The organism is Anabaena sp. CCY 9910 (genome assembly GCF_963920875.1).
GTDB classification, from domain to species: Bacteria; Cyanobacteriota; Cyanobacteriia; order Cyanobacteriales; family Nostocaceae; genus Trichormus; species Trichormus variabilis.
Window position 1 is genome coordinate 169,209 of sequence record NZ_CAWUDJ010000002.1, and the last position, 25,180, is coordinate 194,388.

Here is a 25,180-nt window from a genome sequence, read left to right on the forward strand (position 1 = left end):
CAAAATTCGTCTTGAAAAGTTTCCTACGGCGGGAAACCCCTCCGGGTTCACCAGTTGCCTACGGAGGGAAACCCTCCTACAGCACTGGATTCACCGCCTACAGAACTTTTCGCAAAATTCAAAATTCAAAATAAAAAAAGATTTGCTAGTAAATTAAACAACTGGCTAATTATTCTTAAACCCCTACACCCTTAAACCCTTACACCCCTACACCCTTATTTTTTTCATGAGTAAGCTCTACTTAATAACAACCTTGAGCAAGTAAAGTAGCGATTTCATCATGGCAGTGTGTAGTTAGTTCAGCCACAACATTTTTCGCCTGTTTGCCGTGATATTGGTGGTGATGTTGGGCTGTAATCCAATAAGGACGACCGACTAAGACAGCCACCCGATGATAGATTACCAGGGGATGCCAACCATATTGATTGAATAATGGTTCGGAAGGATCGAACAAACTCAATAATTTTAGGGGAAAAGCCGAAGTGTTACTCTCTTCTAAGGAAGCGATCGCTACTGGTAACACTGCTAAGTTCTGGACTTGAGAACGTAACGCTAGATGAGCAAAGCCCCTGCGAAATTCCCCTACTTCATTGGCTGGAGTATATTTCACCATCGGATCAGCACCTTCAGGAAATACTCCCACCATTTGTTTTGTTTGTAGTAGCTTTTGTGACTGCACAAAAAAGCTTTGCTGACGATGTTGATTTTCTTCTAAAGGAAAGCAACCCAATTGTCCCGTGACAATCTCCCGCAATATTGGCACTTGTCCCATATAGTGATGACAAGCAAAACGAATCGGATTCGATAAAGCCGCCATTAACGTTAGTGCATCCATAAAACTGCGGTGATTGCTCACTATTAACAAACTAGCATCTTGGGGAATGCGATCCTCGTAATAGCGGAACATTTTAGTAGAGAGTGTGTTTAAGAATATCCGAGAAATATCTAGGGGGTTATTTGCACTCATGCCTGAACAATGTATTTTTTTGGGAAAATATCGCAGTTTATCTTGATTTAATTTTTACATTTCTTCACCCATACGTTGACCGTCTTAAGGTAGAAATGTTTTATCCACAAAAGCCGCTAAATTCCGTAGTTTGGAAGATTTGTGTTCTTCATCACCATAAACGCAATGAAAGCATTCTCCAAGATTATTAGTAGTTGATTTCAGTCTTTTATCTAGGGATTAGTTGGATTTATAGATATTACAAAATAAGACTTTGGATGGTAAATTTGCTAATATTAAAGTGTTATTTCAGCAAAAGGAGCTATTATCATATAATTGCGTAAGTTTGTTGATAGAAGTTAAGATATAAAACGTTTTTATAAGTTAATTTTTTATTTTGCATGAATCTAGTGAATAAATCAGAAAAAACATTTGCACTGACAACACCTCTGTATTATGTAAACGATGTTCCTCACATTGGCAGTGCCTACACAACAATGGCCGCAGACGCAGTGGCCAGGTTTCAGAAGCTATTAGGGCGTGATGTGCTGCTGATAACTGGTACAGATGAGCATGGACAAAAAATTCAGCGTTCAGCCGAGAGTTTAGGAAAAGCACCACAAGAGTTTTGTGACGAAATTGTCCCCAGCTTTATGAGTTTGTGGCAATTGTTGAATATTCAATACGATCGCTTCAGTCGAACTACGGCTGTCCGTCACAAAGCCATTGTAGACGAATTTTTTGCACGGGTGTGGCAGGCTGGCGACATCTACCAAGGACAGCAAAAAGGCTGGTATTGCGTATCTTGTGAAGAATTTAAAGAAGAAAGGGAACTGCTAGAAGGAAATCGCTGCCCTATTCATGTTAATAAAGAAGTTGAGTGGCGAGACGAACAAAACTACTTTTTCCGTCTCTCGAAATATCAAACTCAACTAGAAGAGTTTTACCAGTCTCATCCAGATTTTATCCAGCCGGAAAGCCGTCGTAATGAAGTCCTCAACTTTGTTAGCCAAGGTTTGCAAGACTTTTCCATTTCGCGGGTAAATCTAGATTGGGGTTTTCCAGTACCCACAGATTCAAAGCATACCTTATATGTTTGGTTCGATGCTTTGCTAGCTTACGTCACAGCATTGTTAGATCCAGAAGACGAACCAACCTTAGAAAATGCCCTAGCAAAATGGTGGCCAATCAACTTGCACCTCATTGGTAAGGATATCTTACGTTTCCATGCTGTTTACTGGCCAGCAATGCTGTTATCTGCTGGCTTACCTTTACCAGATAGAGTTTTTGGACATGGCTTTTTGACTAAAGATGGTCAAAAAATGGGCAAAAGTCTAGGTAATACTATAGATCCTGTAGGACTAGTCCAGCAGTATGGTAGTGATGCAGTTCGTTATTACTTCCTTAAGGAAATCGAATTTGGCAAAGATGGCGACTTTAATGAAGTTAGATTCATCAATGTGCTGAATGCAGATTTGGCAAATGATTTAGGTAATTTGCTCAATCGCACCCTGAACATGGTGAAAAAATACTGCGCTAATTATGCGTTATCAATTACCAATGAAGATATTCCTGCGGAAAATACGTTGAAAGCATTGGGTGTAGATTTAGGAGCAAAGGTCAAACAAGCTTACGAAGTGTTAGCTTTTAATCAAGCTTGTGGGGTTGTGCTTTCACTGGTGCAAGCCAGTAATAAGTTTATCGATGATCAAGCCCCTTGGTCATTATATAAACAAGGCCGACAACAGGAAGTAGAAACAGTACTGTACACTGTTTTAGAATCTGTGAGACTTGCCGCCTATCTTCTTTCTCCAGTGATTCCCAACATAAGTAGCAGTATTTATCAGCAACTGGGCTTTGGGATCAACTTTAATGAACAAACTGATATTACTCCTTTTGCGATTCATGCACAATGGGGTTTGCTATCTAATAAACAGCAGTTGGGTCAACCCCAACCCATTTTTAAACGCATAGAACAAACAAAAAACGTTTAATTGCTTTTAATTTTTGCTTAAAGCCAATTCAGTTCAATTTCTTAATTCTTTTCCCAGAAAATCAACGGGGCTGAACTGTATCTTAGCCCCGAAAAATTATCATAAGTCGATCTAAAAAATCAAAATTGATAATTAGTATCAGAAATAACAAGGATAAAATTGAGGTATGACATCAATGTTGAATAACTTGGAAAATGATTCAATATTTACACCAGAACAGGTTTTAGAAAATCGAGGGCGGGTTGCCATTTTCATTGATGGGTCAAATCTATTCTACGCTGCTTTGCAATTAGGAATTGAAATAGATTACACGAAATTGCTATGTCGTTTGACTGGTGGTTCTCGACTGTTGCGGGCTTTTTTCTACACCGGTGTAGACAGAACTAATGAAAAGCAGCAAGGGTTTTTGTTGTGGATGCGCCGTAATGGTTACCGTGTGATTGCTAAAGATTTGGTACAGTTGCCAGACGGTTCCAAAAAAGCCAACCTAGACGTAGAAATAGCTGTAGATATGATGGCTTTAGTTGATTCTTACGATACGGCTGTACTAGTCAGTGGTGACGGGGATCTGGCTTATGCAGTCAATTCTGTTAGTTATCGTGGCGTGCGGGTAGAAGTTGTGAGCTTACGCTCTATGACTAGTGATAGCTTAATTAATGTGAGCGATCGCTATATTGATTTAGAGGCTATCAAAGAAGATATCCAGAAAACCCCTCGCCAAAGCTATCCTTATCGACCTTTATCTAGCATGGGTTTTTTAGATGATCCCAGAGATAGCGATGGACACCTAGAAATGCAGGATTAATGACATTTTCACAAGCTAGACAACAAAAAAGTATAAACTTAAACCAACGGGGGGAATCAACAAAACTTCCCCCCGCTTCTGTTTTTGATAGCAGTTTGCTTTGATTTTAAAAATAGCTTGCGGTAAGGCAAAGGAGAAATTAAACATTAGCAATTACTAACTTCAACAGACCATACAATTATTTAATTAGACATGATGTTCAAGAAAGTAAATTGGTATCACCTGCCTTTGACTATTTTTTTAATTATTGCTTTAGTAGCTTGTGGGGTTAAATCTCCCAATAATACCCAATCAAATAATTCTGATACGACTAACCGAGAGAGTAATTTGACCTTCTTTGATGTCATCTTAGAACAAGCAGATGAAGTTGGTAGACCAGTCTGGAGAGTTAAGGCAAAACAGGCACAATATACCAAAGAAAAACAAATAGGTGAAGCGGAAAGCCCTTATGGGGAACTTTATCAAGATGGAAAAGTAGTTTATCAAGTCAAGGCCGAGAAAGCTGACATCGAACAAGATGGTAAGCAATTATTTCTCAAAGGCAAAATAGTGGCTACAGATCCAAAAAATGGTATTGTTTTATACGGTAATGAATTGGAATGGCGACCTCAAGAAGACTTATTGATTGTTCGTAATAAAATTAATGGTACTCACAAACAAGTACAAGCAGTAGCCCAGGAAGCCAGAGTAAAAACCCGTGAACAACGAATGGAATTTTCTGGTCAAGTAGTGGCTAACTCTGTTGATCCCCAAATGCAGATGCGTACTGAACATTTGATTTGGCAGATTCAAGAACAAAAACTAATAGGCGATCGCCCAATTCAAATTGACCGCTACAAAAACAAACAAATTAGCGATCGCGGTCGGGGTAACTCGGCTGAAGTAAACTTAAAGACCAAGATTGCCACAATTAATAAAAATGCCCAAATAGATTTACTAGAACCACCAGCCCAAATCACCAGTAACTCCATGAATTGGAATATGAACACGGAAACAGTCACGACTAAATCCCCTATCCGTATATTCCAACGTGTGGAGAACTTAACGGTGACAGCCAATCAGGGAGAAATGAGAATACCGCAAAAAACAGCTTATTTAACAGGAAATGTGAATGCTGTGGGGAAACGTCGTCAGACTCTCAACTCTCAAAAACTAACATGGTATCTTGACAGAAAACTTGTAGAAGCCCAAGAAAATGTAGTTTATCGACAAGTTGATCCAGCCCTGACATTTAAAGGTGAAACAGCTGTTGGTAATCTGGATACGGAAAATATAGTGGTTAAAGGCGGAAATTCTGGCGATCGCGTAGTTACAGAGATTATTCCACAAGAACCAAGCACGAGGAATTAATACTACAAAGCATAATTTAAAACTCCCCGTTCGAGGGAGGTTGAACTAATTTCCAAACTAAGTAATAGTCATCTCCATACACAAGATTTGGCCTTAACTGATACTTTCTAGCTATTTGCAATCGCCAAGCATTTGTGGGGTTGAGCAGGAAAATATCAGTAAAATCATTAGGTATGATAGGCACAGTTTGATCCGGTACTAATTGAAATCGTGCCTTTGGTTCTAAAAGATAACTTAAAGAAACAACATTGCCATAATTAATCTCAGAAAAATTAGTAATTAATAATGGACGATATTTTTGATTAATAAATCTAGCAATTTGAGGATTACCGGAACTTACGCCCTTACTCCACCAAGTGTCTGCTTGGTAATATACTCTGGAAGAAATTAAGCTAAAAATAATTAACAGTCCAATAACTATTTGCCAGATTCTTCGATGTGACACCTTACCGTTATACATCTGTGTAGCGAGTAAGTAGGCAACAACAATTTGTATACCTAAATAAGATGGTAGTAAATAAGGTTCGTAACCCGGACTAATGCGACCAGAAGCCAAATTTGGTAAGATTAATGGCAAAGCAGGTACTACAATTAAAGTAATGATAAATAACCAAACTTGGTAGTTAGTTGTGCGACATAAAAAATAAATAGCGTATGCGGCTAAAATTAAAAAAATAGCGGATATTAAATAATTAATTGGATTATCTAAACTAATATTTAAATCAAAAAAACTCCTACTCATCTGTACGAGTAAGAAAGGAATTAGGGGTATGATATTTGGGTCTGAATTATTTGTGCCATCTGATGAGAGGACAAATTGGAAGAATTTAGCAAAAACCACCAATAACCAAGGAAAAAACGCGAAAACAGCGAAAATCGTGGCTATCAGGTAATATCTAACAGTTTCGGTCAAGCGTAGTTTAGCAACTAACACTACATAAATACCATGAGCGATCGCCACAAAGATAGTCCACAAGCAAGTATACAAACTCAGTGTCAGTGTAATCACATAGATTCCCCAGGTTGTGAAGGGATCTGATTTCTGGTTTGATTGCAGACGTATCGCTCTTAGTAATGCAGTGCTAGCAAGTATGATAGTGACTAACCAAAGGATATACTCCCTGCCTTCTTGGGCGTATACTAGGTGCATGGGTGAGTTAGCCATGAGAGCGATCGCTAAACTAGGCAGCGATAAAGTCACATTAAATAACTCTCGACAAAACCAATAAAGGCACGGAAAAACTAATAAACTAATTAGTGCTGATAAATATCTAATTACAGTTACAGAATTGCCAAATCTTTCCACCCAAAACCTAGCTATTATAAAATATAACGGTGATTTCTCTGGACTTTCAATTATGAGAGACATCACTGTGTCACTAATATTTTTATTCAAATTGGGGCTTTGAAATTCCGTAAAGTTTGCCCTAGAGATTACCTGACCGTTAAATAATTGCTGTTTTACTTCAGCTAAAGTATAGCCAGAAATTCTTAAAGAAGTATAGCTTTCATCTAAAGAATATACTTTCCTCTCAACATATACAAATCGGAATAATATACACATTACTAAAAGTAAAATCATTAAAAACCGCAACCAACTCGGCACGAGTTTTATATGCCGCATACATAGTTTTCTCAAGAATTATTTATGAACTGTTGGAGACTATTTATCTAAAATATTTTGATAATTCCATCTGGTAAATTCTTTAATGTTAGCTATAGTCAAAAAATCAATAGTTTTAAATTCACGGTCTATTGCTGGTAAACTACAAATCCTTGCTCCAACATTTAGATACGCTTGCAAAATATTGGGAATATCTACACGACAAACATCAGAGGATTTGTGTGGAATATCTACATAAAATTGTGCATGAGGAAATACCAAAATATCCTTATGTATCAAATTATGTTTTTCAAAATAGTGATAAGCACAAGCAGCTTCCCAAGAACATTGTGTTAGTAATGAAGCACATCCAAAAAAATACTTACTGCAATTCAAAATAAGATAGTCTGCTAACCCTTTCCATAATAATAAAAGAGATTGAAAACTGCGGTATTCTTTAGCAATACAAGCGCGTCCCACCTCTACAGAAACCTTTAATACAGATTCAGGTATAGTTTTCAGTTCAAATATATCAGCAGCATCAAATCCTAATCCTTGAGAAGCCATTTTATAGGTTTGCATTCTATAAGTACCTATAGTTTTTCCCGTAAGTTTGGAAATTAGCATTAAATGATGGCAAACTGTATCAAATTCGTCTTGATCCATTTTAGTCAAATTAGAATCAGCCAAACCTAAACCTAACTCCACATTAAAAACTTCAAACCTTAAGCAAAAAATTGATGCTAATTCTTCTTCGGTTTCAGCAAGTTTAAGAATATATCTATCAGTTTCTAGGATAGGAAAATCTTGGATAATAGTGGGAGGACGAAGTGGGTACTTGATGTGGTGATATGAAATTTCCATCTGTCTTCCAACTTAAAGATGTGAAAATATACTAACTTTTGTGATTTACTTGCTATACAAACAGAGCATTTTATGTATTAGCGTGTCAAAGCGACATTCATGCAGTTTTGGAAAACAACTTGCTCCAAAAGGTTAAAAGTTGCAATGTCGTTTTATTATGCACCCAAATTATCATTAAAATCTGGCACTAGGATACAGAATTTTCTGAATATCAAGTTTAGATAACTGTTGACCCTCTAATGATATTCATAGGGCTTACGCAAGTGTCATAATCAAACTAACTGTACGGTGCATCAGACCCAATAATTTCGTATAAATTAAGGAATCTTTCACATCTGATGCACCCTACTATTGTGCCAATTGTGTAAGTTCTGATTCAGTAAAATTCGTAACTCGTAATATCATGATTAATTACGAATTACGAATTAAAAATTACAAAATAAATTACTCAATTGTGTTGAGTACTAGTGTAGCGAACCCTAGTACCAGCCCACAGTAATTTCTCTCGCAACGTTTGATAGTAGGAATTATTTTCCCGTAACACAATAAATTTTGCCCGACAATCAGCCATACGGATATCAACGCGATGTGCAGGCCAAATTGAAGTAGCTAAAACCCCATCCATCCACAATTTGGTACTTAAATCATAGTCTCCCAAAGGCCAGATACTGACAACAGAACCTGCGGGAAGTATGAGAGGGCGACTAGAAAGACTCATAGGGCAAATAGGCGTGATGGTAATTGCCTCCATACCATCGTGCATAATGGGGCCACTTGCAGAAACGGTGTAACCAGTTGAACCTGTGGGTGTGGAAATAATCAATCCATCGCCTACATATTGATCTACTACCTCACCATCAATTTCCATTTCTAGAATAGAGGTAATCATGCGATCGGCTGAGGCTGGTTTGACGCAAAATTCATTTAACCCAAGATATCGTTCCGTAACTGGTTCCAAATTCGTTCGGTGTCCTTCATAAACCGCCGCTTGCAACATCATCCGCCGTTGAATAGCGTAGCGGTCTTCAAATAGACGATCCCAAACTTTCTCTGTGTCTTGAAATTCATCAACTGACTCAGTTAAAAAGCCCAGATGACCCCCCACATTGACACCAAGAATGGGGATACCAGCTGGGGCTAAATGTCTGGCACTAGTTAAAACAGTGCCGTCACCACCTAAGACAATTGCCAGATCAATTGGTTGACTAGCTGAAGCCAAAAACACCGGATAAGGGTTATCTTTTGGCCCACTAGGTCCCATTAAGACCTGACAATTGCGATTTTCTAGCTGCTTGGCGCAGAGTTCTGCCCAACGTTTGCTTTGGGAATCTCGCGCCTTATAAGCAATGATTACCTGCTTGAGTTGCACACGCAATTACCATTTCAGGAGATTAAACTGCTCCATATCGACGGTATCGCGGTTGCGATAAATGGCCAGCACGATCGCTAAACCAACCGCCGCTTCAGCAGCTGCCACGGTAATCACAAACACTGTGAAAACCTGACCTTTAATTAATGTTGAGTCAAGATAGTTGGAAAATGCCATTAAATTCAGATTAACAGCATTCAACAGTAATTCAATTGACATCAACACGCGTACAGCGTTACGGCTGGTAATCAAACCATAGATGCCAATGCAAAATAAAGCTGCTGCAAGTAATAAAAAGTACTGAAGTTGCATGAATCTTTGTCTTCCTTGTGAAAATCTGGCTTGTTGTTACTCTTGAGTTTCGCTACCAGCGCCTACTAATTCTCTGGGGCGTTCTGGTAATGTCAACACGGTTTGAGGTAAGTCAGATGGTGTTACTTCAGGCAGGTACTCACGACGTGCCAAAATAATTGCTCCCACCATCGCCATTAACAACAAAACAGAAGCCAGTTCAAAAGGTAGCAAGAAGTCACTAAAGAAATGCTCTCCAATCACAATTATCGAGCCATCCCCTGCTTTAGGAGTGGTTGAGTAAGCCCAAGGTGTAGCTAACACCATAGTGCTTAACAACGCAAATAATCCCACACTAACGATCGCTGTCAAAATTTTCCGTATCCCAGCGCTAGGATAAGGTGTAAAATCCTGCCGCTTGTTCACCAACATAATAGCAAACAAAATCAACACGTTTACCGCCCCAACATAAACCAGAACTTGGGCGGCGGCGACGAAATCACCATTTAGCAACAGGTACATTCCAGCAATACTGATGAATACACCTCCCAGTAAAAAGGCAGAATAGACGATGCTGGTTGCTAGAACCACACCAAGGGCGGTTCCGATCAACATCGTAGCTAGTATGCCAAAGGAAACAACCTGTACTCCTTCCGCTAGATTCACTTTTTTTTCCTCTGTCAGTTGTTAGTTGTCAGTTGTCAGTTGTCAGTCGCTATTTCATATTTTTTGCCACTGACTACTGACTACCGACTATTGACTACTATCATGCTTCTGTTTTTTCTACCAAGTCTTCTGGACGTGCGCCAGCGCGGGGCGCATTGGCGGGTAGGTCGTGGGGGTCAAGTACACCTTTAGGTAGGTAAACGAGTTCCCGGAGTGGTGTCACCATCGGGTCGTCGGTAACTTTGTAGGGGAGACGACCTAAGGCCACATTATCATAATTGAGTTCATGGCGATCGTAAGTCGCCAGCTCGTACTCTTCTGTCATTGATAGACAGTTTGTTGGGCAGTACTCAACACAGTTACCGCAGAAAATACAGACACCAAAATCGATACTATAGTGGTTAAGTTTTTTCTTCTTGGTAGCTTTGTCGAATTCCCAATCAACTACAGGTAAATTGATAGGACAAACCCTTACACAAACTTCACAAGCGATGCACTTGTCAAATTCGTAGTGAATCCGACCACGAAACCGTTCACCAGGAATGAGTTTTTCGTAGGGGTACTGTACAGTAACAGGACGGCGGCGCATATGGTCGAAAGTCACAGATAGCCCTTGACCAATGTAACGACCGGCTTGTACTGCTTCTTTGGCGTAATCACCAACTTGCTTGAGGAACTTTAGCATTTTGTGTCTCTCTACTCTTTTGAGGTAATTGGTAATTGGTAACAGGTAATTGGTAATGATTTTTCCATTACCGATTACCGATTACCGATTACCCGCCGAAGGCGACGGGAAAAGCCAGTTTCAGGGCTGCGGTTAAAAGTAGGTTCACTAAGCCAACTGGTAACAAAAACTTCCATCCTAAATCTAACAACTGGTCAATCCTTACCCGTGGTACTGTCCAACGCAAGAGGATGGCGATAAATACTAAAAAGTAAGCCTTGACTAAGGTCATGGTGATACCTAAGGCAGCGCTGACCACCTGTAATACAGGATTTGCCTCGCTGACTCCCACCAAATTAGCTAAGACATTGATGGGAATGGGAAAATCCCAACCACCCAAGTACAATACTGCTACCAAAAGAGCCGACAGGACTAAGTTAACGTAGGAACTTAGGTAGAACAGCGCAAATTTCATCCCTGAGTATTCAGTTTGATAGCCTGCTACTAATTCTTCTTCTGCTTCTGGTAAGTCGAAGGGCAAACGTTCGCATTCTGCAAGGGCAGCTATCCAAAAGATGAGAAAGCCAAGGGGTTGTCGCCAAATGTTCCAGCCCAAAATACCGTAGCCAGATTGTTGGTTAACAATGTCTACAGTACTGAGGCTGTTAGACATCATGACGATCGCCAACACACTCAGCGCCAAGGGAATTTCATAACTAATTGATTGCGCTGCTGCTCGCAAACCCCCTAGTAGAGAATACTTGTTATTGGAAGAGTAGCCAGCCATTAACAAGCCAATGGGTTGGATGCTAGATAAAGCAATCCACAAGAATATCCCTGTACCTATGTTAGTAATGACAATATTCTGTCCAAAAGGAACAATCAAATAAGACAGAAATACTGGCAAGACTACAAGAATCGGGCCGAGGGTAAATAGCCAAGGGTCTGCCTGAGCCGGTACAATATCTTCTTTAAATACCAGCTTGAGACCATCGGCTACTGGAGCCAGCAAGCCCAAAGGCCCAATGTATTCAGGGCCAATCCGTTGTTGTGCGGCTGCCGAAATCTTCCGTTCTAGCCAAACACAAACCAGTACGCCCACCGTCGCCCCAATCAGCATCAGGATCATGGGCAGAGGCATCCAAATCGCTTTAGCTGTTCCTGGTGGGATTCCTAAATCCATTAGGGATTTAATAAACGTTCCTTGGAGGTCAATTCCTGAATTCATGTTTTCGCTCTTTAAGTCATCAAGTCATGGCGAGTTACAATCATTAGTTAAACTAATACCTGCAACCACACCCATTAATATCTCTGCTGAGATGACACCTGATTGAAGATTTGTTGCCATTTCCCATGCCTAGTATATCGCCGGATGGTTTTAGGCTTTTGTAACTCTATGAGAACTTCTACTTATAGGTAGGATTGAGTGGGACTATGGGGCATGAGGAAGCATAGGGGGAAGAGAGGCAGAAGAGAACGAGGGAGACTATGGTTGACCTTTCCGCCTCTGCTCCCCTGCTGCCTATGAATCCTAATTTTTATCCCTAATTCCCAGTGCTTCACAAAAGCATCAGAAAAACGCCGCTTCCATTTTGGTAACGGTTATCAGCTGGCTATTAATTTACTGATTCCCCAGCTTTTAACGTTGGTCAATGGGGGTGTAAGTAACACTGTGTTTGCCGTTATAAACCTGGGTAGGACGGAAGATGCGGTTTTCTTCAAGTTGTTCTTTCCAGTGGGCTAACCAACCAGCCACACGAGCGATCGCAAAGATTGGTGTAAACAAGTCTGTAGGAATACCCATCTTCCTGTACACCAAACCTGAGTAAAAGTCAACATTGGGATAAATCCCTTTATGACCAAGCTTCTCTTCGACTACCCGTTCCATTTCTTGGGCGATGTCGTAATACTTATCCGCGCCGAACTTGGCAAACAACTGTTCTGCGAGACCTTGCAAAATTGTTGCCCGTGGGTCTTTCACCTTGTAAACACGATGTCCAAAGCCCATGAGCTTGTCTTTCCGTTGCAACCTCTCTTCGACATAAGAACGCACATTCTCCACGGAACCGATTTCTTCCAACATCTGAATTACTTCTTCATTGGCTCCACCGTGTAAAGGCCCTCCCAAGGTTCCCACAGCGCTAGCAACCACCGCATAGGGGTCGGTCAAGGTTGAAGCTGTTACCCTAGCACTGAAGGTAGAAGCATTCATAGTATGCTCGACATGGAGAATCAAGCAGATATCAAAGATTTTTGCCGCCAAAGCATCCGGTTCTTTCTCGTTGAGCATGTAGAGAAAATTGGCGGAATAATCTAAATCATCGCGGGGTTTAACGGGGTCATTGCCTTTCCGCATCAACTGGAATGCAGCTACCATCGTTGGAATAGTAGCTATTAAGCGCACTACAGCATCCCGAATATAGACAGGATTGTGCAAATCTCGACGGGAGTAAAACAAGCCTAAAGCCGCAGCAGAGGCTTGGAGTGCATCCATTGGATGACCCGATTCGGGGAAGCACTTCATCATATCCCGAATCCGGTATTTAATCCGCCGATGAAGACGGACTTCCTCCTCAAATACTTGCAATTCTTCTTTTGTTGGCAACTCACCCCAGATTAAAAGATAAGCAGTTTCCAGAAAAGTACTCTTCTGGGCTAAATCCTCAATCCGGATGCCACGATATTCTAGTATTCCCTTTTGCCCATCTACATAACTGATACTCGATTGGGCGGCGGGAATGCCTTCTAAACCAGGCTTATATTCGCACACCATCATGGCAACACCATTTGCTTAGTGAAATATCTGATCAAGCTAACTTACCAGAAATTATTGCCGCCATAACACTAGCCTAGCTCACAACAATTCTTGGCAGAACTAACGCAACGAGACTCTCCGTCTTAGGGGGCATCAGGAATTAAGAGTGTGGGAGTGTAAGGGTTGTGAATCCTGCACTTCTACACCCCCAAACCCCAAACCCTCCAAAACCCTCGATTTTTCGTTTTCATGCGTCAGTCCTACTTAGGGTAAAAGTTGGAGAACAGTTATAGCAAGTACCTGGGTGGTGTCAACCAGAACATCTGACTACGACCCACAGGTGAACCTATTTCTGGTAGTTTTAATCCGATCATACCTGCTTTTTTCAGGACTAAGCTGTCTTTGGCTTCCCCCCATAGGAGAATTTCTGCCCAGTTACTTAAACAAGGCTCATGTCCCACGATCGCAATTTGGGCATTTTCAGGAAAATTTCTGGGTTTTAACCAATAATCCAGCCAATTAAAGATATTGCCATTGGGTGCAAGATGGTTGGATTCTTCTAGCTGACAACTGAGTCCAGACGCTACAAGAATTTCTGCTGTTTGGTGAGCGCGCATTAACGGGCTAGTGACAATTAAGTCAAATTGCTGCCCTAATTCTACAAGACGGTGAGCAACTTTCTCAGTTTTTTGTTTTCCTTCCTTGGTAAGCTCACGTTCCTCATCTTTTATACCAGTTTTTTGTTCTTCAGCGATGCCATGACGAATGAGGTAAAGTTCCATATTTTTAGGTGTGAGCGATCGCCATAAATATCTTGTAATACCTGAGAAATACTAGTAATTACATCTTACTCCAGCATACGTAATTACAACAGCCGTAACATTCCTAGTCTATATATATGTATTATTTAAAATTTTAGATTTATTTAAGTATTAATACCGAATTTTCTGATATGTAGAGCAAAATTACCGTAAATATATCATGTTCATTGCCAGTTCTTTCCCTTAAGCTCATGGCATAAAACCCCATACCTCAGTATAAACACTTATGCGATTACACATAATACTTGGCCCAACCAGCACAGGTAAGACAGATCGCTCCGTTGTTTTAGCCAAACAAACCAAAGCTCCAGTGATTGTACTAGACCGCATTCAGATTTATCAGGAACTAGCAACTGGTAGCGGCAGGCCACTGATTGATGAACTTGAGGGAACGACTCGGATATATCTTGAAGAACGTCAGCTAGCAGACGGTAATCTGAATACACTTGAGTCATTATCGTTGGCCTTGCAGCACATCGACCGACTCTCATCACAACATAAATTGCTGATTCTAGAGGGAGGGTCGATATCACTCTGCACAGCTTTATGGAAGAGCCGAATTCTAGAGAATTATCAAACCACTATTGAGTATATGAAAATCGAGAACGAGGAACTTTATCAAAGTCGATTGTGGAGGCGTATGCAGAATGCACTGATATCGAATCCCCGACGACCATCACTTATAGAAGAACTGTCCAGGGTATGGCAAGATCCTGACAAATTGGCATTTGTACAAACAGTGGTTGGCTATGATGTGTTGATCCACTGGTGCCAAAAATATAATCTTTCACCAGATCAGATGTGGAAGAGTTTTCAAGATAATTCGTTCTACATTAATCTGATGCAGGAAATGTTTTTAGCTTATATGCAGTACTCACAAAACCAACGTAAAGCTTTTGATCACCTTGTAGTTGAATATCAACAAAAAACAGCCTTGTTTGCTAGCACTGTGAAGTTTTAAATGGTGCTAATACTTCTATTTACCGACAGAACATAAGTAAAATAACAAAATTTTCATCGGTTGCTAGCCAAGATTAATCAAACCCAAATTTTAACGATCCAAAATCAGAATTAAGGATTTCAGTCAGCATTTATGGGGTATAAAGGAGTAAAAGTTCTCAATATTGACACTATTACTCCCTTACAGTTTCATTATCTGTGGTATTCTTTGTCCTAGAGCTTGGCAGACTGTTGTTATCATTTCATTACAGAGACGAAAGTTCTGAGCGACCTTATATTGGATATGGGGAGGCAACACGGAGCATCATCTGCATGACAAGCATCAGCGAAGATATTACTGACGGCAATCAAGCTGAAGCGGCACTGCGTGAAAGTGAAGCTAAATTTCGTTCGCTGATTCAAAATAGCTCTGACATCATTGGTATTTTTGAATCAGATGGAACTATTCGCTACGAAAGTCCATCTGTTGAAAGAATTCTAGGATATAAACCAGAAGAACTAGTCGGTAAAAACGCTTTTGATTTTATTCATCCCGATGATATTGCTGGTAGTTCTGAAAGCTTTAATTACTTAATCCAAAATTTAGGCGCGACTGTACTAGTAGAGTCGCGTTTTCGACGCAAAGATGGTTCATGGTGTTTTCTCGAATCAACCGGTAGTAATCTTCTAGCAGAGCCATCTGTGAAAGGCATAGTTATTAATTCTCGTGATATTACCGATCGCAAGCTAGCAGAAGAGCGATTAGTTCATGATGCCCTACATGATGTATTAACAGGGTTGCCAAATAGAGTTTTATTCATAGACCGCTTAAGACGTGCAGTTGAGTATGCAAAACGATATTCGGATCATCTGTTTGCGGTGCTGTTCCTCGATTTGGATCGCTTCAAGTTTATCAACGACAGCCTGGGACACACAATTGGCGATCAATTACTGGTGATTATTGCTCAAAGGCTGATAGAGTGTCTGCGACCTACAGATATAGCTGCACGCTTTGGCGGAGATGAGTTCATCATTCTGCTAGAAGGTATTCAAGACATTAGTGACACAGTGCGTGTCGTTGAGCGAATACAGGAGAAATTGTTAGTTCCGGTGGATTTAAGTGGCCATGAAATTTTTACCACAGCTAGTATCGGTATTAGTTTGAGTGCCACAGGTTATGAGCAACCAGAAGACCTTTTACGTAACGCCGATATTGCGATGTACCGAGCTAAGGCGCGGGGTAAGGCGTGTTACGAAATATTTAATAGTGAGATGCACGTTCAGATAGTGGAACGTTTGCAGCTAGAAAACGACTTACGCAAAGCAATTGAACGTCATGAGTTCCTAGTTTATTATCAGCCTATTGTGTCATTGGCAAGCGGGAGAATTATTGGTTTTGAAGCGCTTGTACGTTGGCTACATCCAGAGCAGGGAATTGTGTTCCCGGAGGAGTTTATGCCAATCGCCCAAGAAACCGGACTAATTATCCCGATTGATGCCTGGGTGTTGCGTGAGGCGTGTCGCCAGACAAGGCAGTGGCAGGAACAGATTTCCTCTCAATCAGTAAATTTACATCAGCAGCCTTTGAGCATCAGTATTAATCTTTGTAGTTCCCGATTCAGCCAAAAAAAGCTGCTGGAGGACATTAATCAAGTACTACAAGACACTGGTTTAGATGCACAGAGTTTGAAATTGGAAATTACAGAAAGCGTAATTATGGAAAATGGGGAAAATGCTACTACTATGCTCTATCAATTGAGAAATTTAGGCATCGAATTAGCAATTGATGATTTCGGTACAGGATATTCTTCATTAGGTCGTCTCCATAATTTTCCGATTAATGGGCTAAAGATTGATCAATCCTTCGTCAGTGGGAGGGGTGTAGAAGCAGGCAATTTACACATTGTGGAGACTATAGTTACCCTTTCTAGCAAACTGGGTGTGGATGTAACAGCCGAGGGGGTGGAAACACCAGCGCAACTACAAAGGCTTAGAGAGTTGAAATGTGAATATGGTCAGGGATACTTTTTCTCGGAGCCGTTGGATAGCGATTCGGCAAAGGCGTTAATTATGAGCAATCCCCAATGGTAGGCGTAATTTTTAGGCGATCGCTCTAAAGCCATTATGCTAATGAGTACTGTTTTGGATAATAAGCTTCTGCCGTTAGCACTCATGCAAATTATACGATTTATAGACAATCTCAGGTAAGATCAATACTCTGATGACTGTAGAGAGGGAGATATTCGCCTTGGCTACTCTTGGGGTAAACATTGACCATATCGCTACCATTCGACAAGCGCGGCGGACGGTGGAACCAGACCCTGTGGCGGCGGCGGTGCTGGCAGAATTAGGTGGTGCTGATGGCATCACCGTACATCTACGGGAAGACCGTAGGCATATCCAAGACCGGGATGTACAACTGTTGCGCCAAACTGTGCGTACTCACCTGAATTTGGAAATGGCGGCTACAGATGAAATGGTGGGAATAGCCCTTGACATTAAACCCAACTATGTGACACTGGTTCCCGAAAAACGGGAAGAAGTTACCACAGAGGGTGGTTTAGATATTGTTGGTCAAATTGCTAGAATAGGTGAGGTCGTCAGTAAATTGCAGAATGCTGCCATTCCTGTGAGCTTGTTTATTGATGCTGAACCTGCACAAATAGAGGCATCTGTCAAGGTACAAGCAAAGTTTATTGAACTGCACACTGGCAGGTATGCTGAGGCGACCGACGAGACTAGCCGTCAGCAAGAGCTAGCATTTTTGGCCGCAGGGTGTGAACAAGCGATTAAAGCCGGACTAAGAGTCAACGCTGGTCATGGACTCACCTACTGGAACGTTTACCCCGTGGCTGCACTTCCAGGTATGGAAGAACTCAATATTGGTCACACCATTATCAGCCGAGCGGCTTTAGTAGGAATAGAAAGAGCTGTTCGAGAAATGAAACAGGCGATAAGAGGGGAGTAGAGACTGGGGAAGAGATCAATAATTTAGCCTCTCATGCCTAATCTTTGGTTTCTAGGCTCTGGAGGGGGTCGCTGCGTAATCTGGAAAATCTGTGGTAATTTAAGAGACTTCTATGAGCGCAACACAATCTAATGACCTTCCACTTTGGGTGCAGGACAGAGACCTGGTAATTGCTGAAAGTACTGATGTTCAATGGCGGTATCAGACTCCTCCAGACTATTCTCGCTCTAAAGAAAATCTTGCCAATGAAAGTACACGCAATCATCTAGAGGGTACACTGGAGGCGATCGTACAGAATTTAGTGAGAACCTTCGAGATGGAGGTATCTTTTAAGACTGATCCACAGCAATGGTTGTCGATTGTCAATGACCAGTTCCGCGTCAGTACTAATGGGGGGCCAGAATTCACAGCAGAAGATGTATCTGCCCAAGGCACTTACAATTTATTTATGGCGGATTCTGAACATTACAAAGCATCACAAGAAAGCTTTGAATCATCTGCTAAACTCTTCCATACAACATTTCCTCAAGGCTTTCCTTGGGAAGTACTGGAAGTCTACTCAGGGCCACCAACTGTAACATTCAAATGGCGACACTGGGGACATTTTCAAGGTGCTTACAAAGATTACGCACCGACTGGAGAGACAGTAGAGATCATCGGCTTGAGTGTTGCTCATGTCACAGATGACTTAAAAATTATTTCTTTGGAACACTATTTCGACAACACGCTGTTCTTAGACAAGTTAACAGCTGGTGGTAAACAGGCAAATGGTAAACCCGAAGGAAGAGGTTGTCCTTTTAGTTCTTGGTTTAAAAAATCTCCCAAGAGTTAGGGTGTGAGGGTGTAAGGGTGTAAGGGTGTAAGGACAAGAAGGATTTATCCTAAACCCCTAAACCCCCATACCCCTACACCCCTATACCCCCAATACGGTAACCTAAAATTATTAGTAAGCAGAGGATGAAAATGCAAACATATTATTACGTTTTGGCTAGCCGCCGCTTTTTGTTGCAAGAAGAACCTATAGAGGAAGTGCTGAAAGAACGCACTCGTCATTACCACGAACAAGAAAAAGAAATTGATTTTTGGTTAGTTCCCCAACCAGCATTTTTAGAAGCGCCAGCATTCGCAGATATTAAAGCAAAGTGTCCTCAGCCAGCAGCAGCTATTATTTCTACTAATTCCCAATTTATTACCTGGCTGAAACTGCGGCTAGAGTATGTCGTTACAGGTGAGTTTTCGGCTCCTTCGGAAACAATTCCTAATCCTTTGGCATCTTTAGCCACAGCGTCTTAAGTTATTACTCAAAAGTCAACGGTCAAAAGTGAGATAGTGCGATTCTGTTGCCTTGGTTGCCTGTTCGCGGTAGCGTCTTGGCAGGAGAAGGGGTTCTCTTAGAGTAATCTTCAGGGTCAACAGTTTTGAAATATGGACTTTTGACTTTTGACTATGGACTATTGACTAATAACTACATAGAATCTTTTAAAGAATTGATTTATTTATATATTCGTAATTCTGTGCAGAAATTTGCAACTTTACCTAGTGTATTAGGATTGGCGATCGCCGGAGCGGGGTTGATGGGTAGCATAACTTCTGCAAACGCCCAATCTATCCCTGTTTGTCAACCCCCCAGCGCTGGCGAGTATCTATTACTGGTAGTCAGTCCGACGGCGGAAAATCGCACACAGTTACGGAATGCTTTACCGAACGAAATTAAAACTACTACCTGCCAATATCTGAATGATACGGTAACGCGGATAGGCGGGTTTAAAAAGATTGACGACGCTAACCGTTGGGCTAGATATATCAACACCATTGTTGGGTTATCTGCCATTATTACTACACGACCAGGCGAAGCGCCAACTCCTCAACAGCCGACACCTCCCAGGGTTACTTATAATCCCCAAGCTTTAGGTCAAGGATATGCTGTGTTGGTGGACTATTTCAACCGTCCAGAATTAGTCAGTAATGTACAACAAGCTGTAGGGGGTAATGTAGGTTTGGCTTCCTATGGACAACGCCCTTTCCTATTGGCAGTTTATACCACTAACCAACAAGAAGCCTACAACACATTGCAAAGGCTGAATGAGCGTGGTTTATTTGCTGTGTTGGTAGATAGTCGTAATGTAGTATTACTGCGATCGGTTGTGAGGTGATAGTCGTTTAACAGTTGACTGTTGACTGTTGACTATGGACTATTAACTATAAACAAAGCCCTAGCTAGCCAAGAAATAGTTACACCCAAAGCTGAACCTGCTATTACTTGCACGGGTGTGTGTCCTAACAATTCTTTAAGTCTGTCTTGGCTAAAGTCTGGCTTTTCATGAAATAACTCATCAATCATTTGATTGAGAATACGAGCTTGCTTACCCGCAGCTTGGCGTACTCCTGCTGCATCGTACATAACAATGATGGCGAAAACAGTAGCCAAAGCAAAGTCTGGTGATGCCCAGCCAAGAGTTTGTCCGACACCTGCGGCTAGAGATGTTACCAAGGCTGAGTGGGCGCTTGGCATACCACCGGTGGTTACCAAAACGCGCACATTCAATTTACGGTTTTTAATTAGCTCAACAAATAGCTTTAAAGCTTGAGCGACAAAACAAGCTACCAGAGCAACCAGCAGCACCCGGTTGTCTAAAATTTCGCCTATGTCCTGCATGGTGTTTTGGTTTGATTGGTCAATATTAGCAGTAGTTGTTAGTTGTTAGTTGTCGGTTGTCAGTGGTAATTATTTTTACTGTCTTCCGCCTGCATATACTTGGGAGTCAACACAACAACTAGATGTTTGATTAGTGATTACGGCTAGTGATGAAGTGAGCGATCGCTTTTAGGGGCTGTGCATCTTCTCCAAATGGTTCTAGTTCTGCACAAGCTGCTTCAATTAGCTGTTGGGCTTTGACCCGTGATTGTTCAATTCCCCATAGGCTAGGATAGGTGACTTTCTTTGCTAATAAGTCTTTACCCGCAGTCTTGCCTAATTGCTCTTGAGTAGAAGTGATATCAAGAATATCATCGATGATTTGAAATGCTAGCCCAATATTTTGAGAATACCGTGAAAGTCTTTGTACATCTTCTGATGATGCCCCAGCTAAAATGCCGCCACAGACCACACAAGCTTCTAAAAGAGCTGCTGTTTTGTGATTATGAATAAAATTGAGTGTTTCTAAGGAAATATCTGATTTCCCTTCTGAGTCTAAGTCAACTACTTGACCCCCAACCAAGCCAGCAGCTCCTAATGCTCGTCCCAATCGGGCTACTACCTGCAATACTCGGTCTCTAGGCACGCTTTCAGGAGTACGGATAGCTACGAACTCGAAAGCATAGGCTAATAAGCCATCTCCCGCCAAAATCGCAATATCATCACCATATACCTTGTGATTCGTCAGCATACCACGACGGTAATCGTCGTTATCCATTGCTGGCAAATCGTCGTGAATCAAAGACATGGTGTGGATCATTTCCACAGCGCAAGCTGTTGGCATAGCTATTTCGATTGTTCCACCCATCATTTCCGAGGTAGCCAGACAAAGAATCGGACGCAAGCGCTTACCTCCAGCTAATAGGGAGTAGCGCATCGATTCATAAATTTTTTCTGGATAAATAACAGGTATGGCTTGATCCAAAGCCGCTTCACAAAGTTTTTGCCGCTCTTTAAGATAAGCTACTAGATTAAATTTGGCTTCCTCTGACATCTTCTGGAGGTTATCAGCTGCTACCATTCTTAGATTTCCTTAAATTTTTTGCTTTTGGCTGTTTGTCATACACGTCACAATTTTAAGATGCTCTGGAGCTGAAAGATTAACTCATACTTCAGTAATCATCAAAGATGGATGATAAATGATGATTTATGTTACGATTCGTAATTTTTCATTTAACATCCAAGGCTCCACTTTCTTTTGCTGTTTGTAAATAGCTGGTGACTGTATTTTGTAATAACAAAGCCACAGTCATAGGGCCAATACCACCGGGAACTGGGGTGATATATTCTGCCACACCAGCAATTGCTGCAAAATTAATATCGCCTACTAAGCGACTTTTGCCATTAGCATCAGTCACGCGATTTATCCCCACATCTACCACAACAGCACCTGGTTTCACCATGTCAGCAGTAATTAATCCTGGTAAACCGGCAGCAGCAATAAGAACATCGGCGTTTTGAGTGATGGATTTTAGGTCTTGCGATCGCGAGTGGGCAATAGTCACGGTGGCATCAGCTTCTAGGAGCATCAAAGCCATAGGCTTCCCTACCAAAATACTCCGTCCAACCACCACAGCTTGCTTTCCTCGCAAAGAAATTTCATATTCTGCCAATAGCCGCATTACTCCAGCTGGGGTGCAACTGCGTAAACCTTTTTCCCCACGCACCAATCGACCTAAATTCACTGGGTGGAGTCCATCAGCATCTTTATCCGGTTCTATCTGATGCAGCAACTTTACTGCATCCAGATGCTCAGGTAAAGGTAGTTGTACAAGAATGCCATCTACCTGTTCATCTTGGTTGAGTGCAGCAATCACATCCTCTAACTCTTTTTGGCTAGTTTCTTGGGGAAAATGCTTACCAAAAGAAGCAATACCCACTTTGGCACAGGATTTTTCCTTGTTCCGTACATAGGCTGCTGAGGCTGGGTTATCACCAACCATCAATACTGCTAACCCAGGAGGACGACCAATTTTGGCTTGTACTTCTATAATTTGGGCAGTCAGTTCTTTTTGAATTTTCTCAGCTAAAGTTTTACCATCAAGAATTTTGGCAGTTTTTGTTTCCATGAGAATTCCCAGAAGATGCGCTTTGGTGCAAATTTCAGTTGTCCGCAGTAATTATGATGGATGGCGTTGCCATCTGATGCCGTAGCGTCTTTTCTACCACTAGACTATATTGTTTATTTTCTCATATCAGGGGCTGGGAAGAGGTAGGGGTTTAGGGGTGTAAGGGTGTAGGGGAAAAATAATGACAACTGACAACTGACCAATGACTAATTAATAACTTTTATGCGGCAAACGAAAAAAATTCACAGTTTGGGATTGATGTTTTTATTGCTAATAGGGGTATTTAGTTGTGCATCAGTGAATGTATCTGACTGGAAGGACGGCAACATTAGCTTTGGTCACAATATCACCCCAATTCGCAATATCAAACCAACACAAGATAAACAAACTAAAGTTTACATCCAAGGGAAGGTGGAAAAACAAGTTCCTTTATTGCAACGACGGGTGTATCAAATCAATGATTCGACTGGCACAATCTGGGTGGTGACTAAGCAGAATAATCTCAAACCTGGAGAATCGGTAGTTTTTCAGGGTAAAGTGCGTTATGAGAGCATTCCCATAGCTGGCGAAGAGTTTGGGGAACTTTATCTGGTGGAGGAGTAATACTGGTAACAGAAACTTCCACGATAATTTTATGAGTAAGCAACCCATACACGTAGCGATCGCCATCCTCTACCAAGATAATAAATTTCTTATGCAGTTACGGGATGATGTGCCTAATATTCCCTACCCTGCTCACTGGGCGCTGTTTGGCGGTCATGTTGAACCCGGCGAAACACCAGATATAGCAGTACAGCGAGAAATATTAGAAGAAATTGGCTACATTCTCCCACCTTTTTTTGAATTCGGTTGTTATGCTGACGATGCAGTCGTGCGTCATGTCTTCCATGCGCCATTATTATTAGAATTTAAGCAACTGGTGTTAAATGAAGGTTGGGATATGGGTTTATTGACACCAGAAGATATTCGTAAAGGTAAATTTTATTCGGCAAACGCAGGTGGAGAGAAACCGCTAGGAGCAATACCGCAGCAGATTTTATTAGAGTTTATGGAAAAGGATTTAGTTATTAGTTAATTGTCAGTTGTCATTGGTCATTGGTCATTGGTCATTGGTCATTGGTCATTGGTCATTGGTCAACAGTCCATAATTATTCTTCTTTGCTCCCTCTGCTCCCTCTGCTCCCCTGCTCCCCTGCTTCCCCAATCCCCAGTCCCCCGTTCCCTCGTGTGGAGTCATTACTTATGCAGTCAGTAAATAAATTGCCTAGATGGTTAACCGTTGGTTTGGCGTTTCCTGTTGCCATTCTCAACGGTTGGCTACTGCTTCAAGTTGTGCAGTATTTCCAACCCTTGGTGAATGTTGTTGCAGCTGCTATCTTGCTGGCTTTTGTTTTGAACTACCCAATTCAGTTTTTCCAGGAACGGGGGGTAAAACGTAACTTGGCTATTGGCAGTGTATTGCTGCTGGCTGTGGTGATTTTAATCGGGTTAGGTGTAACTTTAGTCCCGCTAATCATAGAACAGCTCAACGAACTGGTTAATATTCTGCCTTATTGGATTGATTCTGGAGGTCAACAGATTGACGCTTTCCAAAAATGGGCAGCTACTCAACAGTTACCTGTAAATTTAAGTGGTTTAGTCACGCAGATTTTAGAGAGAGTATCTAGCCAATTACAGTCTGTGACAGGAAGAATTCTGGGTTTTGCCTTTGATACGATTGGTGTTGTGGTTAATGTACTGCTGACAGTAGTATTGACTATTTACATGGTATTAAATGGCGATCGCCTTTGGGATGGTCTTTACCAATGGTTTCCTACACATACTGGTTCTAAGGTGCGGCAAATACTACGGGAGGATTTTCACAATTATTTTATTGGTCAAGCTACCTTAGGAGCTATACTGGGGCTGACTATTACGTTGGCGTTTGTAACACTGCGAGTACCTTTGGCTTTACTTTTTGGTTTAGCAATTGGTTTGTTTTCTCTTTTCCCCTTTGGTACAGGTATCGGTATCTCTATAGTTAGTCTATTGGTGGCGCTACAAAACTTTTGGTTGGGGGGAGAAGTCTTAGGTGTTGCGGTTGCTATTGACCAAGTAAATTCCAATTTTATTGCCCCAAGGATTCTGGGTAATTTAACTGGTCTAAATCCTGTTTGGGTAGTGATTTCTTTGCTGTTAGGCGCTAAATTAGGTGGTGTTTTAGGTTTATTAATTGCCATTCCTACAGCTAGTTTCATCAAGGATATAGCTGACAGTTGGCGCTCTGGAGAATTAAACGCCATCAAGGCTCTGGATGTAGAACCGAAAAAAGTAGAAATTGATGTTAACGTTTCTTCAATAGAATTATTCACAAAAAAAGAATGATATTTGGTAATAGTAAA

At 41.4% G+C, this 25,180-nt stretch carries 25 protein-coding genes; 12 read left to right on the top strand and 13 right to left on the bottom strand.

Annotation, left to right across the window (positions count from 1 at the left end; all coding sequences use genetic code 11):
- Window positions 1–241: 241 nt before the first annotated feature.
- Complete coding sequence (locus ACM5QX_RS03210) at window positions 242–967, bottom strand: lysophospholipid acyltransferase family protein (protein ID WP_414752354.1); 726 nt, start codon at window positions 965–967, stop codon at window positions 242–244.
- Window positions 968–1,347: 380 nt separating this feature from the next.
- Here ACM5QX_RS03210 and metG point away from each other — a divergent pair, with 380 nt between their 5' ends.
- From metG to lptC, 3 genes are all read left to right on the top strand, one after another.
- Window positions 1,348–2,940: a methionine--tRNA ligase gene (metG, locus tag ACM5QX_RS03215; RefSeq protein ID WP_414752355.1), complete on the top strand. Its 1,593-nt coding sequence runs from the start codon at window positions 1,348–1,350 to the stop codon at window positions 2,938–2,940.
- Window positions 2,941–3,115: 175 nt separating this feature from the next.
- Window positions 3,116–3,745: an NYN domain-containing protein gene (locus tag ACM5QX_RS03220; RefSeq protein ID WP_010994409.1), complete on the top strand. Its 630-nt coding sequence runs from the start codon at window positions 3,116–3,118 to the stop codon at window positions 3,743–3,745.
- Between the two features lie 192 nt (window positions 3,746–3,937).
- Complete coding sequence (gene lptC / locus ACM5QX_RS03225) at window positions 3,938–5,095, top strand: LPS export ABC transporter periplasmic protein LptC (RefSeq protein ID WP_414752356.1); 1,158 nt, start codon at window positions 3,938–3,940, stop codon at window positions 5,093–5,095.
- A 16-nt stretch (window positions 5,096–5,111) separates the two neighbouring features.
- Here lptC and ACM5QX_RS03230 read toward each other — a convergent pair whose 3' ends face one another.
- The 9 genes from ACM5QX_RS03230 to sixA form a co-directional block, all read right to left on the bottom strand.
- Window positions 5,112–6,719 (bottom strand): glycosyltransferase family 39 protein, encoded by a 1,608-nt coding sequence (locus ACM5QX_RS03230; RefSeq protein ID WP_414752357.1) that lies wholly within the window; start codon window positions 6,717–6,719, stop codon window positions 5,112–5,114.
- Between the two features lie 39 nt (window positions 6,720–6,758).
- Complete coding sequence (locus ACM5QX_RS03235; protein WP_414752358.1) at window positions 6,759–7,562, bottom strand: GNAT family N-acetyltransferase; 804 nt, start codon at window positions 7,560–7,562, stop codon at window positions 6,759–6,761.
- Window positions 7,563–8,010: 448 nt separating this feature from the next.
- Window positions 8,011–8,931 (bottom strand): NAD(+) kinase, encoded by a 921-nt coding sequence (locus ACM5QX_RS03240; protein WP_010994404.1) that lies wholly within the window; start codon window positions 8,929–8,931, stop codon window positions 8,011–8,013.
- A 6-nt stretch (window positions 8,932–8,937) separates the two neighbouring features.
- Window positions 8,938–9,243, bottom strand: coding sequence for an NADH-quinone oxidoreductase subunit NuoK (gene nuoK / locus ACM5QX_RS03245; RefSeq protein WP_011319473.1), 306 nt, complete (start codon window positions 9,241–9,243; stop codon window positions 8,938–8,940).
- 36 nt (window positions 9,244–9,279) lie between these two features.
- Window positions 9,280–9,888: an NADH-quinone oxidoreductase subunit J gene (locus tag ACM5QX_RS03250; protein ID WP_414752359.1), complete on the bottom strand. Its 609-nt coding sequence runs from the start codon at window positions 9,886–9,888 to the stop codon at window positions 9,280–9,282.
- A 100-nt stretch (window positions 9,889–9,988) separates the two neighbouring features.
- Entirely contained in the window at window positions 9,989–10,573 is a 585-nt protein-coding gene (gene ndhI / locus ACM5QX_RS03255; protein WP_414752360.1) for an NAD(P)H-quinone oxidoreductase subunit I, read from the bottom strand.
- 88 nt (window positions 10,574–10,661) lie between these two features.
- Window positions 10,662–11,780 (bottom strand): NADH-quinone oxidoreductase subunit NuoH, encoded by a 1,119-nt coding sequence (nuoH, locus tag ACM5QX_RS03260; protein WP_011319470.1) that lies wholly within the window; start codon window positions 11,778–11,780, stop codon window positions 10,662–10,664.
- Between the two features lie 411 nt (window positions 11,781–12,191).
- Window positions 12,192–13,328, bottom strand: a complete 1,137-nt coding sequence (locus ACM5QX_RS03265) for a citrate synthase (RefSeq protein ID WP_011319469.1) — start codon at window positions 13,326–13,328, stop codon at window positions 12,192–12,194.
- Between the two features lie 266 nt (window positions 13,329–13,594).
- Window positions 13,595–14,089 carry a phosphohistidine phosphatase SixA gene (gene sixA / locus ACM5QX_RS03270; protein ID WP_011319468.1) on the bottom strand — a complete coding sequence of 165 codons (495 nt, stop codon included), beginning with the start codon at window positions 14,087–14,089 and terminating at the stop codon, window positions 13,595–13,597.
- Window positions 14,090–14,354: 265 nt separating this feature from the next.
- Here sixA and ACM5QX_RS03275 point away from each other — a divergent pair, with 265 nt between their 5' ends.
- From ACM5QX_RS03275 to ACM5QX_RS03300, 6 genes are all read left to right on the top strand, one after another.
- Window positions 14,355–15,089, top strand: a complete 735-nt coding sequence (locus ACM5QX_RS03275; RefSeq protein ID WP_414752361.1) for an isopentenyl transferase family protein — start codon at window positions 14,355–14,357, stop codon at window positions 15,087–15,089.
- Window positions 15,090–15,400: 311 nt separating this feature from the next.
- Window positions 15,401–17,158: a putative bifunctional diguanylate cyclase/phosphodiesterase gene (locus ACM5QX_RS03280; RefSeq protein WP_414752362.1), complete on the top strand. Its 1,758-nt coding sequence runs from the start codon at window positions 15,401–15,403 to the stop codon at window positions 17,156–17,158.
- 157 nt (window positions 17,159–17,315) lie between these two features.
- On the top strand, window positions 17,316–18,035 hold the full coding sequence (locus ACM5QX_RS03285) for a pyridoxine 5'-phosphate synthase (RefSeq protein ID WP_414752436.1): 720 nt from the start codon (window positions 17,316–17,318) through the stop codon (window positions 18,033–18,035).
- Between the two features lie 112 nt (window positions 18,036–18,147).
- Window positions 18,148–18,867 carry a hypothetical protein gene (locus ACM5QX_RS03290; protein WP_011319464.1) on the top strand — a complete coding sequence of 240 codons (720 nt, stop codon included), beginning with the start codon at window positions 18,148–18,150 and terminating at the stop codon, window positions 18,865–18,867.
- A 131-nt stretch (window positions 18,868–18,998) separates the two neighbouring features.
- Complete coding sequence (locus ACM5QX_RS03295) at window positions 18,999–19,328, top strand: MgPME-cyclase complex family protein (RefSeq protein ID WP_011319463.1); 330 nt, start codon at window positions 18,999–19,001, stop codon at window positions 19,326–19,328.
- A 221-nt stretch (window positions 19,329–19,549) separates the two neighbouring features.
- Entirely contained in the window at window positions 19,550–20,188 is a 639-nt protein-coding gene (locus ACM5QX_RS03300; RefSeq protein WP_185478997.1) for a hypothetical protein, read from the top strand.
- A gap of 32 nt (window positions 20,189–20,220) precedes the next feature.
- On the opposite strand, the gene ACM5QX_RS03305 is transcribed toward ACM5QX_RS03300, so the two are convergent.
- The 3 genes from ACM5QX_RS03305 to folD form a co-directional block, all read right to left on the bottom strand.
- Window positions 20,221–20,691, bottom strand: a complete 471-nt coding sequence (locus ACM5QX_RS03305) for a divergent PAP2 family protein (protein ID WP_010994391.1) — start codon at window positions 20,689–20,691, stop codon at window positions 20,221–20,223.
- Window positions 20,692–20,821: 130 nt separating this feature from the next.
- Window positions 20,822–21,751, bottom strand: coding sequence for a geranylgeranyl diphosphate synthase CrtE (gene crtE / locus ACM5QX_RS03310; protein WP_414752363.1), 930 nt, complete (start codon window positions 21,749–21,751; stop codon window positions 20,822–20,824).
- A gap of 148 nt (window positions 21,752–21,899) precedes the next feature.
- Window positions 21,900–22,799, bottom strand: a complete 900-nt coding sequence (gene folD / locus ACM5QX_RS03315; RefSeq protein WP_414752364.1) for a bifunctional methylenetetrahydrofolate dehydrogenase/methenyltetrahydrofolate cyclohydrolase FolD — start codon at window positions 22,797–22,799, stop codon at window positions 21,900–21,902.
- A gap of 222 nt (window positions 22,800–23,021) precedes the next feature.
- Between folD and ACM5QX_RS03320 the strand changes: the two genes are divergently transcribed.
- From ACM5QX_RS03320 to ACM5QX_RS03330, 3 genes are all read left to right on the top strand, one after another.
- Window positions 23,022–23,402, top strand: coding sequence for a hypothetical protein (locus ACM5QX_RS03320; protein WP_414752365.1), 381 nt, complete (start codon window positions 23,022–23,024; stop codon window positions 23,400–23,402).
- 31 nt (window positions 23,403–23,433) lie between these two features.
- Window positions 23,434–23,874 carry an NUDIX hydrolase gene (locus ACM5QX_RS03325; protein ID WP_414752366.1) on the top strand — a complete coding sequence of 147 codons (441 nt, stop codon included), beginning with the start codon at window positions 23,434–23,436 and terminating at the stop codon, window positions 23,872–23,874.
- A 167-nt stretch (window positions 23,875–24,041) separates the two neighbouring features.
- Window positions 24,042–25,163, top strand: a complete 1,122-nt coding sequence (locus ACM5QX_RS03330; protein WP_414752367.1) for an AI-2E family transporter — start codon at window positions 24,042–24,044, stop codon at window positions 25,161–25,163.
- The last annotated feature ends 17 nt before the right edge of the window (window positions 25,164–25,180 follow it).

Coding starts and splice junctions, on each gene's coding strand:
- ACM5QX_RS03210 (WP_414752354.1), bottom strand. CDS start 967: ATGAGTGCAAATAACCCCCTAGATATTTCTCGGATATTCTTAAACACA.
- metG (WP_414752355.1), top strand. CDS start 1,348: ATGAATCTAGTGAATAAATCAGAAAAAACATTTGCACTGACAACACCT.
- ACM5QX_RS03220 (WP_010994409.1), top strand. CDS start 3,116: ATGTTGAATAACTTGGAAAATGATTCAATATTTACACCAGAACAGGTT.
- lptC (WP_414752356.1), top strand. CDS start 3,938: ATGATGTTCAAGAAAGTAAATTGGTATCACCTGCCTTTGACTATTTTT.
- ACM5QX_RS03230 (WP_414752357.1), bottom strand. CDS start 6,719: ATGCGGCATATAAAACTCGTGCCGAGTTGGTTGCGGTTTTTAATGATT.
- ACM5QX_RS03235 (WP_414752358.1), bottom strand. CDS start 7,562: ATGGAAATTTCATATCACCACATCAAGTACCCACTTCGTCCTCCCACT.
- nuoK (WP_011319473.1), bottom strand. CDS start 9,243: ATGCAACTTCAGTACTTTTTATTACTTGCAGCAGCTTTATTTTGCATT.
- ndhI (WP_414752360.1), bottom strand. CDS start 10,573: ATGCTAAAGTTCCTCAAGCAAGTTGGTGATTACGCCAAAGAAGCAGTA.
- nuoH (WP_011319470.1), bottom strand. CDS start 11,780: ATGAATTCAGGAATTGACCTCCAAGGAACGTTTATTAAATCCCTAATG.
- ACM5QX_RS03265 (WP_011319469.1), bottom strand. CDS start 13,328: ATGATGGTGTGCGAATATAAGCCTGGTTTAGAAGGCATTCCCGCCGCC.
- sixA (WP_011319468.1), bottom strand. CDS start 14,089: ATGGAACTTTACCTCATTCGTCATGGCATCGCTGAAGAACAAAAAACT.
- ACM5QX_RS03275 (WP_414752361.1), top strand. CDS start 14,355: ATGCGATTACACATAATACTTGGCCCAACCAGCACAGGTAAGACAGAT.
- ACM5QX_RS03280 (WP_414752362.1), top strand. CDS start 15,401: ATGACAAGCATCAGCGAAGATATTACTGACGGCAATCAAGCTGAAGCG.
- ACM5QX_RS03290 (WP_011319464.1), top strand. CDS start 18,148: ATGAGCGCAACACAATCTAATGACCTTCCACTTTGGGTGCAGGACAGA.
- ACM5QX_RS03295 (WP_011319463.1), top strand. CDS start 18,999: ATGCAAACATATTATTACGTTTTGGCTAGCCGCCGCTTTTTGTTGCAA.
- ACM5QX_RS03305 (WP_010994391.1), bottom strand. CDS start 20,691: ATGCAGGACATAGGCGAAATTTTAGACAACCGGGTGCTGCTGGTTGCT.
- crtE (WP_414752363.1), bottom strand. CDS start 21,751: ATGGTAGCAGCTGATAACCTCCAGAAGATGTCAGAGGAAGCCAAATTT.
- folD (WP_414752364.1), bottom strand. CDS start 22,799: ATGGAAACAAAAACTGCCAAAATTCTTGATGGTAAAACTTTAGCTGAG.
- ACM5QX_RS03320 (WP_414752365.1), top strand. CDS start 23,022: ATGCGGCAAACGAAAAAAATTCACAGTTTGGGATTGATGTTTTTATTG.
- ACM5QX_RS03325 (WP_414752366.1), top strand. CDS start 23,434: ATGAGTAAGCAACCCATACACGTAGCGATCGCCATCCTCTACCAAGAT.
- ACM5QX_RS03330 (WP_414752367.1), top strand. CDS start 24,042: ATGCAGTCAGTAAATAAATTGCCTAGATGGTTAACCGTTGGTTTGGCG.